Consider the following 7,015-nt stretch of genomic DNA (forward strand, 5'->3'; position numbering starts at 1 on the left):
CTAGGTGAGGAAGCTCTTGAGCTCGAAGACGAGTTTGCGGATGTGGCCGGAGATGACCGGGGTGCCCAGGTCCTTGAGGCGTTGCCGGAACCAGGGGTTGACGCTCTGCTGACCGGAGCTGCTGACCGAGCCGACCGGGATGAACCTGACCCCCGACCGGTGCACCGCCTCGATGCTGTCGAACAGCGGCTGGGAGCGGTCGAACTCGTAGAAGTCCGAGATCCACACCAGCACGGTGTTCTTCGGCTCGACGATCTTCGGGCGGGCCATCGCCATCGCCACCGGCCCGTCGTTGCCACCGCCGAGGTTGGTCCGCAGCAGCACCTCGAAGGGGTCGTGCACCCAGGGGGTCAGGTCCAACGCCCGGGTGTCGTAGGCGATCAGGTGCACGTCGACCTTGGGCAGCCCGGCGAAGATCGACGCCAGGATGGTGCAGTTGACCATCGAGTCGACCATCGACCCGGACTGGTCCACCACCACGATCAGCCGCGACGGGGTGGTCTTGCGGGCGGTCTGCCGGTAGTAGAGCCGGTCGACGTAGAGCCGCTCGTCCTCCGGACTCCAGTTGGGCAGGTTCTTCCAGATGGTGCGGTCCAGGTCCAGGTTGCGGAACACCCGCTTCGGTGGCACCGACCGGTCGATCGCGCCGACCGTGGTCTGCTCCACCTGGGTACGCAGCACCTGGGCGACCTCGTCGACGAAGCGCCGGATCAGGGACTTGGCGTTGGCCAGCGCCACCCCGGACAGGTTGGCCTTGTCCCGCAGCAGCTGCTCGATCAGCGACATGCTCGGGGTGAGCTGCCGGGCCAGCGTCGGATCGGCCAGCACCTCCCGCAGGTGCATCCGGTTGACCAGATCCCCCTCGATACCGGCGAGGACGGGACCCAGCCCGGTGCCCTCCCGGCGCAGCTCGCCGGCTTCGCCGCCGAGGGCCTGCTCGAACCAACCCGCGTCGGACTGCCACCGGGCCAGTTGACCGGCGCTGACCGGCCCCGCACCGGTGGCGAAGACGTTCAGCAGCAGCTTCGACACCAGCGCCGCCCGCCGCACCTCGGCCTCGCCCGGCCGGTGCGCCTCGCCGGTGGCTGCGGTCTCGCCGTCGGCCCCGGTCTCGGTGTCCGTGAGCAGGCCGCGTAGTTCGTCGGCGAGCTGCGGGAACCGCTGGACCACGTTGTCCACCGACACCGTCGGGTCCAGCAGGATGGCGGGCAGGCCCAGGTCCTCGACCACGGCCATGCTCGCCGATTCCAGGGTGGGCTGCTCGTCCGGGTCGAAGATGCGGGCCAGCAGCCGCCAGTAGAGCACCTGGCGGCGATTGGCGGCGGCCAGGTCGCTCGGGGTGAGGTCGGAGTCGGTCATCGGCGCAGCAACCGTCCCGCCCGCTCGCGCAGCACCGCCACCGCGTCGCCCGCCTTGGCCTCGGCCTTCGCCACCTTCGGATCGGTGATCCCTTCGGCCCAGTCGCCGTTGTGCGCCTCGACGGGTTTGCGTTTGACGGTGGCCTGCACCGCCAGCGGCTGCACCAGCCAGCGACCCCCGTCGAAGCGCAGCAACCCGAGGCAGCACGACGAGGCGGCGACCAGCGCGGGCGTCAGCGGCCCGGCCGCCGGCAGCCGGTCGACGGCGACCGGAAGGTCCTGGTCCTCCCAGCCGAGGGTCAGCCCGTAGTCGTCCTGCCGCACCGTGTAGCCCTCCAACAGCACCGGTTCCGCGATCGCCGCCGGATGGCGATCCAGCGGCGCGGTGGCCGCCGCGACCGCCGTGGCGAGCAGCAACCGGGCGGTGGCGAACGGGTCGGCCGGCTCCCCGACCCGGGCCTGACCGTCGACCCACCGCAGCTCCCCGCCGTGCAACGGCAGGTCGGTGACGATCACCGCCCGCCGTTGCGCCAGCGTGGCCAACAGCACCGGATACGCCTGCAACAGCCGCCACACCGCCGGCCCGGTGATCGTCTCCACCTTCGCCGCCGCCACGGTCGTACGCACCAGCCGGGCCGCCTGGCCGTCGGCCGGTTCGAGGACACCGTGCACCTGCACCCCGACGGCGGTGCCGTGCTCGTGGATGTCCACGCCGAGCGGCAGCAGACGACCGGAAACCGTCTCGACCTCGCCCTCCGGAACCGACCAGTCCTGCGCCAGCAGCACCCCCCGGGACCACAGATCCGCCCAGCGCCGCGCCGGCACCTGCGCCATCATGGCCACCGGAAGGCTGGCCCGCAGCTCGGCGGCGAGACCATCCAGCAGCACCGCCAACCGGCGCAGCTCCGGCTCGGCCAGGGCCGCCTCGACCGGCGTCCCGACGCCCGAGAGCAGGTCATGGTCGACCCCGCGCCAACCCGCCACCGCCGTCTCGTGCAGCCAGGCCCGCGCCGCGCCCCGAGGCGAAGACACCTCAGCCGGTACGCCCACCGACGCCGACCACGGCGTCCGCTCGCGCCCGACGGCCGCGTCGAACTGGCCCAGCAGCGCGTCGTGAGTCGCCCCCAGCAGGGCCGACCGGGCACCGGCCAGAGCGGCCAGGTCTTCCTGGCTGAACGATCCGGCGGTCACCTTGCCCACCGCCTCGGCCACCCGATCGTGCAGCGGGGTGCCGGCGACCGCGTCGGCCAGGGCGGCCAGCGCGGCGGCGGCCTCCTCACCGACTCGCGCGAACCCACCGACCAGGGCGTCGTCGAAACCGGCGATCACCGCATCGGCGTCGGCCAGCCCCACCGGGGCCTGCTCCTGCAACTGCGCCAGTTGAGTGCTCAGCATCAGCGTGCCGCCCCGGTGGCCGGGAACCAGTGCAGCTCGGGCAGCGCGGTGGTGCTGTCCGGCAGTTCGAGGTAGGCCAGGTGACGCAGGAACCGGCTGAACACCACCGCGGCCGGGGTCGGCTCGTGCCGGGTGTCCATCCGGGCCAGCAGGTCGGCTCCGCCGCGTACCCCCTCACCGGCGTCGACCCGCAGATAGCGGGCGACCCGGTCCACGCCGTACTGGAGAACGGCCTCCTCGGCGAGGGCCTCCAGGTGCTTGCAGGGCGCGCCGCGCAGCCCGCCGCAGGGCCGGTTGTTGTTGGTGCTGCAATGGTAGGCGTGGGTGCCGGCGGCCACGGACGAGACGTAGACCCGTTCGATGTCCGAACCACTGGAGACCACACCCTGTAGCCGTCCGTCGGCCAACTCGACGAAGGGCACCTTCGCCAACTTGCGTGGCCGGGCGGGCGGCACCACCGCCAGCACGCTACGTCCCCGCCAGGCCGCCCCGTCAGCGTCCGTCACCTGATGTCCTCCCCGCCCCCGTCGCGGACACCGTCCGCCCATGGTGAAGCCGCACCGACCGCTGTCGGCACCGCCATGACGGGGAGGATCATGTCGGATGGCTACGACACTTCACCGCCGCCGTCCGAGCCTCGGGACACCACCCCCCGCCCCCGCCCCGCCCCCCTGCCCCCTGCCCGTCGATCATGAGGTTGGCGGCGGTAGTCGATCTCTGGAATGCCGCTAACGTCATGGTCAACGGGGTGTCTCTCCCGCATAGCGTTGCGCTTGGAGGCTTGTGCGAAGTCGTGTGAGTGGGCGGCTTCGGTGAGATATGTACGATCCGTTCATGCGGTATGAGCAGACGATCACGGTGCGGGCCGATCAGGCGCGAGCCTGGGCGGTGCTGGCCGCGGTGACCACTTGGCCGCAGTGGACCAGTTCAATGCGGGAGGTGCAGCCGCTCGACGGCGACGAACTGGCGCTCGGGCACCGATTTCGGGTCAAGCAGCCCGGCATGCCGGCCCTGGTCTGGCGGGTCAGCGCGCTACAGGTTGGTGACTCGTTCACTTGGGAGACTCATTCGCCTGGTGTGCGTACCTCCGGGTTCCACCGGCTGGCCGCCAACCCGGACGGCACCACTTCGATCACCGTCGGCCTGGACCAGACCGGGCCAGTGGCGCGACTGCTCGACCTGCTGATCGGCGCCAGGACCCGGCGGTTCCTGGCCCTGGAGGCCGCCGGACTCAAGGCAGCCAGCGAAAGCTGACTGGGCGACACCCCTGCCACTCGGTCACCAAATGCCCCCCGTCGGCGGTCCTGAAGGGTCGGTGAGGCCGACGACCGTGGCCAGTCGCGCCACGTCGGCCGCCGCCGGTCCACCCCGGATGACCTCGGCGAGCAGGGTACGAGCAACCGGACGGTTACGGACCTCGGCGGTGTCGCCGAGGCGGTGGGTGGCCAGGGACCGGGCCACCTGGAACGGCAGCCACCCCGAAGTGGCCTGCCACCGCCAGCCGGTGCGCCTCCACCCACTGGGCAACCAGTGCCCTATGCCTTTTCCAGCACGATCAAGCGGTACTCCAGCCACCGCCGCGACAATCCCGCCTGCAACGCCGATCCGCCGATCATGTTGGCCCAGAACGGCATCTCCACCAGACGGTCACGGAGCCGTGGCACCGCTGCGGTGGCACCCACCGCCACCTTGATGAGGCGGTCGCGGGGCCGACCGAGATGCAGATATGCGGTCAGATCCAGATCCTCGACCAGGCGCAAGCCGGCGCGCTCAGACATGGCGGCCAACTCGGCGACAGTGTGCAGACTTCCGACCCGCCACCCGGCGCGGAACTGGTCGAGACAGCGCTCGCGGGCGGCCAGCCCGCGATCCTTCTCGGTCATCCAGTCGTCGCACAGAATCAGGCGGCCGCCGGGACGCAGGCGATCCACCAGGGATGCAAGCAGCTTCTCAAACGACGGCGAGTGCACGACCGCCTCGACGGCGACCATCGCGTCGTAGTGCGGCTCGGCGGGCAGCTCGGCGAAGTCAGCGCAGATCACCTGGCAGCGGTCGGTCAGTCCCTCGCGGGCGAGCCGTTTCGCGGCGATCTCGGCCTGCACCCGGCTGATGGTCACCCCGGAGATGAACCCGCCGACCTCCTGGGCCAGGCGCACCACTGTCCCGCCGACGCCACAACCAAGGTCGAGCACCCGTGCGGTGCCCGCCGGAATGTGCCCGCGCAGACGCTCGATCATCAGGCGATTGACCGTGTCCATGGCCTGGGCCGCGTTCGCGACATCCGGGGTCCACACACCTCGGTGGATAGCGTCACTGCCCGGGCTCTCGGCCACCAGAAGAAACCGGCGGGTGTTGTCGTCGTAGTAGTCAGCGACACGATCAACATGGCCCGGTGCGACGCGCTCAGATGTCGAACTCATCGACGCAAGCTAGCACGGCAGATGAGCAGCAGTTACACGGAGAGTAACCGTACCGTTGCGTGTTCCGATCCAGGCTGATAGCTGACCTTCAATGGGTGAGGCCGACGACCGTCGCCAGTCGCGCGACGTCGGCCGCCGCCGGTCCGCCCCGGATGATCTCGGCGAGCAGGGTACGAGCGACCGGACGGCTGCGGACCTCGGCGGGCGCGATCCGGTCAGCCGCCAGCAGAACCTGCCCGGCCCGCAGGTGCTGGCCGGCGTCGAGGTACATGCGGGCAGCGTCGACGAGGTGGGCGGCGCGATGCTCCGGCGGCAGGCGCGACCAGCCGCTGCTGCGGATGACATGCTCGTGGCGTAGCACCGCCTCGGCGGTGTCGCCGAGACGGTACGCGGCCAGGGACCGAGCCGCCTGGACGGCAGCCTTCCCACAGCCGGTGTGCTGGGCGTCGGTGTCGCCGGTGTGCCGGTCGGCGAGGGCGGCGGCCCGATCCAGCAGGTCGTGAGCGTTGCGGCGGTCCCCGTAGCCGGCGGCGGCTAGCCCGGCCTGGAGGTAGAGGCTGCCGCGTACGGTGTCGTCGTCTGCGGGGTTCGCTGCGGCCAGGGCGGCGGTGAGGGCGATCCGGTGGTGGCCGAGGGCGCGCAGGGCCTGGGCGACGGCGACGGTCGCGACGGCGGCGAGGGTGGGGTCACCGGCGGCGGTGGTGACCGCCCGGTCGGCGGCGAGCCAGGCGAGGTCGGGGTGGTCGAGTTTGACCAGCACATTGGCGGTCAGCCGATAGGCGGAGACCAGAAGGGTGCCGCCGGTGGCGTCGAGCAGGTCGGGCAGGGCACCGAGCAGTTGTGGGTAGCGGGCGTGCTGGTAGGCCATCCAGGCGTACGCGACCTGGCCGCTGGCCTGCTGTGCGGCGACCGTGCGCCGGGGTCGGTTGTGGTAGCAGGCGAGCGCCGCCCGCACCGCCTCGACCCCGTCGCGGCCGGCTGACGTCGGTGGTGGTCGGCGGGGGCCGAGCAGCATCTGCGGGTCGAGACGCAGCACCTCGGCGATGTCCCGGATCACCGAGTACCGGTCGAGCCGACGTACGCCGCGTTCGACCTTGTCGACCCAGCTTTTCGACTTGCCGAGCCGATCGGCGAACGCCTGCTGGCTCATGCCCCGGTGGGCGCGCAACTCGGCCACCCGCCGCCCGAGGGGTACGGAGTTGTGGTCGCGCCGGTGGGTCATCGGCCGCCCCCGGCGGGGGGCATCGTGTGGGTGTGCTCCCCGCAGCGCGGACACCACCGCGACTTCACCTTGAACGCGAGTAGCCCAAGCAGGAAGCCCGGCACCAGCCCGCCGAGTACAACCGACACGACCTCGTGAAGCACGATCTCCCTCATTTCCTGATCGGGGTAGAGGGGCCGGGGTCTCTGCACCGTTGCCCCTCGTGACAGTTCGCGATATATGCGAAAGGTTGCCGGAGCGTCACGGACGGTTGCACCGCTGGCGTGTGACCATAAGGGGACGTCTACGAAAGGTCCCCGTGGGCATGGCGCGAAACGATGACCTCCGGCAAGCGATGGCGACAGCCGGACTCACCGCTGCTGACCTGGCCGAACGCTGCGAAGTGGACGCGAAGACCGTGGAAAGGTGGGTCAGTCGGGGGCGCGTGCCCCATCCCCGCTCAAGGGTGCGTGCGGCCGCGGTGCTGGGCAAAGATGTAGATGTGCTGTGGCCTGAGATCATCCGACGCGCTGCGAAGGTAGGGACTGTCAACGGCCAATCAGATTTCCCCGTAGGCGGCCAGTAGTTTTCCCCGCTGGCGGCCATGGTTTTTCCCCGGTGGCGGCCAGGTAGTTCCCCGC

At 70.8% G+C, this 7,015-nt stretch carries 8 protein-coding genes; 2 read left to right on the forward strand and 6 right to left on the reverse strand.

Translation table 11 applies throughout. The features are described from left to right. From ACGFIK_RS15370 to ACGFIK_RS15380, 3 genes are read right to left on the reverse strand one after another with little or no spacing between them, the layout of a single operon-like run. A complete protein-coding gene (locus ACGFIK_RS15370; protein WP_393339814.1) occupies nt 1-1,359 on the reverse strand; it encodes a VWA domain-containing protein in 1,359 nt (452 codons plus the stop codon). Further along, nucleotides 1,356-2,753 (reverse strand): hypothetical protein, encoded by a 1,398-nt coding sequence (locus ACGFIK_RS15375; protein ID WP_393339817.1) that lies wholly within the window; start codon nt 2,751-2,753, stop codon nt 1,356-1,358. Before ACGFIK_RS15375 ends, ACGFIK_RS15370 begins: the two co-directional genes overlap by 4 nt. Then, on the reverse strand, nt 2,753-3,220 hold the full coding sequence (locus ACGFIK_RS15380) for a hypothetical protein (protein WP_393339844.1): 468 nt from the start codon (nt 3,218-3,220) through the stop codon (nt 2,753-2,755). Before ACGFIK_RS15380 ends, ACGFIK_RS15375 begins: the two co-directional genes overlap by 1 nt. 367 nt (nt 3,221-3,587) lie before the next feature. Here ACGFIK_RS15380 and ACGFIK_RS15385 point away from each other — a divergent pair, with 367 nt between their 5' ends. Further along, nucleotides 3,588-4,007, forward strand: coding sequence for an SRPBCC family protein (locus tag ACGFIK_RS15385; protein WP_327026380.1), 420 nt, complete (start codon nt 3,588-3,590; stop codon nt 4,005-4,007). Between the two features lie 24 nt (nt 4,008-4,031). Here ACGFIK_RS15385 and ACGFIK_RS15390 read toward each other — a convergent pair whose 3' ends face one another. The 3 genes from ACGFIK_RS15390 to ACGFIK_RS15400 all read right to left on the reverse strand — a co-directional run bounded on the left by ACGFIK_RS15390 (nt 4,032) and on the right by ACGFIK_RS15400 (nt 6,395). Beyond that, complete coding sequence (locus tag ACGFIK_RS15390) at nt 4,032-4,214, reverse strand: hypothetical protein (RefSeq protein WP_327026379.1); 183 nt, start codon at nt 4,212-4,214, stop codon at nt 4,032-4,034. A 74-nt stretch (nt 4,215-4,288) separates the two neighbouring features. Then, nucleotides 4,289-5,173 carry a methyltransferase domain-containing protein gene (locus ACGFIK_RS15395; protein WP_327026378.1) on the reverse strand — a complete coding sequence of 295 codons (885 nt, stop codon included), beginning with the start codon at nt 5,171-5,173 and terminating at the stop codon, nt 4,289-4,291. 88 nt (nt 5,174-5,261) lie between these two features. Beyond that, nucleotides 5,262-6,395, reverse strand: coding sequence for a helix-turn-helix domain-containing protein (locus tag ACGFIK_RS15400; RefSeq protein ID WP_327026377.1), 1,134 nt, complete (start codon nt 6,393-6,395; stop codon nt 5,262-5,264). A gap of 334 nt (nt 6,396-6,729) precedes the next feature. Between ACGFIK_RS15400 and ACGFIK_RS15405 the strand changes: the two genes are divergently transcribed. Then, the gene (locus tag ACGFIK_RS15405; protein WP_393339846.1) at nt 6,730-6,960 is read left to right on the forward strand and encodes a hypothetical protein; all 231 of its coding nucleotides are present in this window, start codon (nt 6,730-6,732) and stop codon (nt 6,958-6,960) included. Nucleotides 6,961-7,015 lie beyond the last annotated feature (55 nt).

Source organism: Micromonospora sp. NPDC048871 (assembly GCF_043198155.1).
GTDB lineage: Bacteria > Actinomycetota > Actinomycetes > Mycobacteriales > Micromonosporaceae > Micromonospora.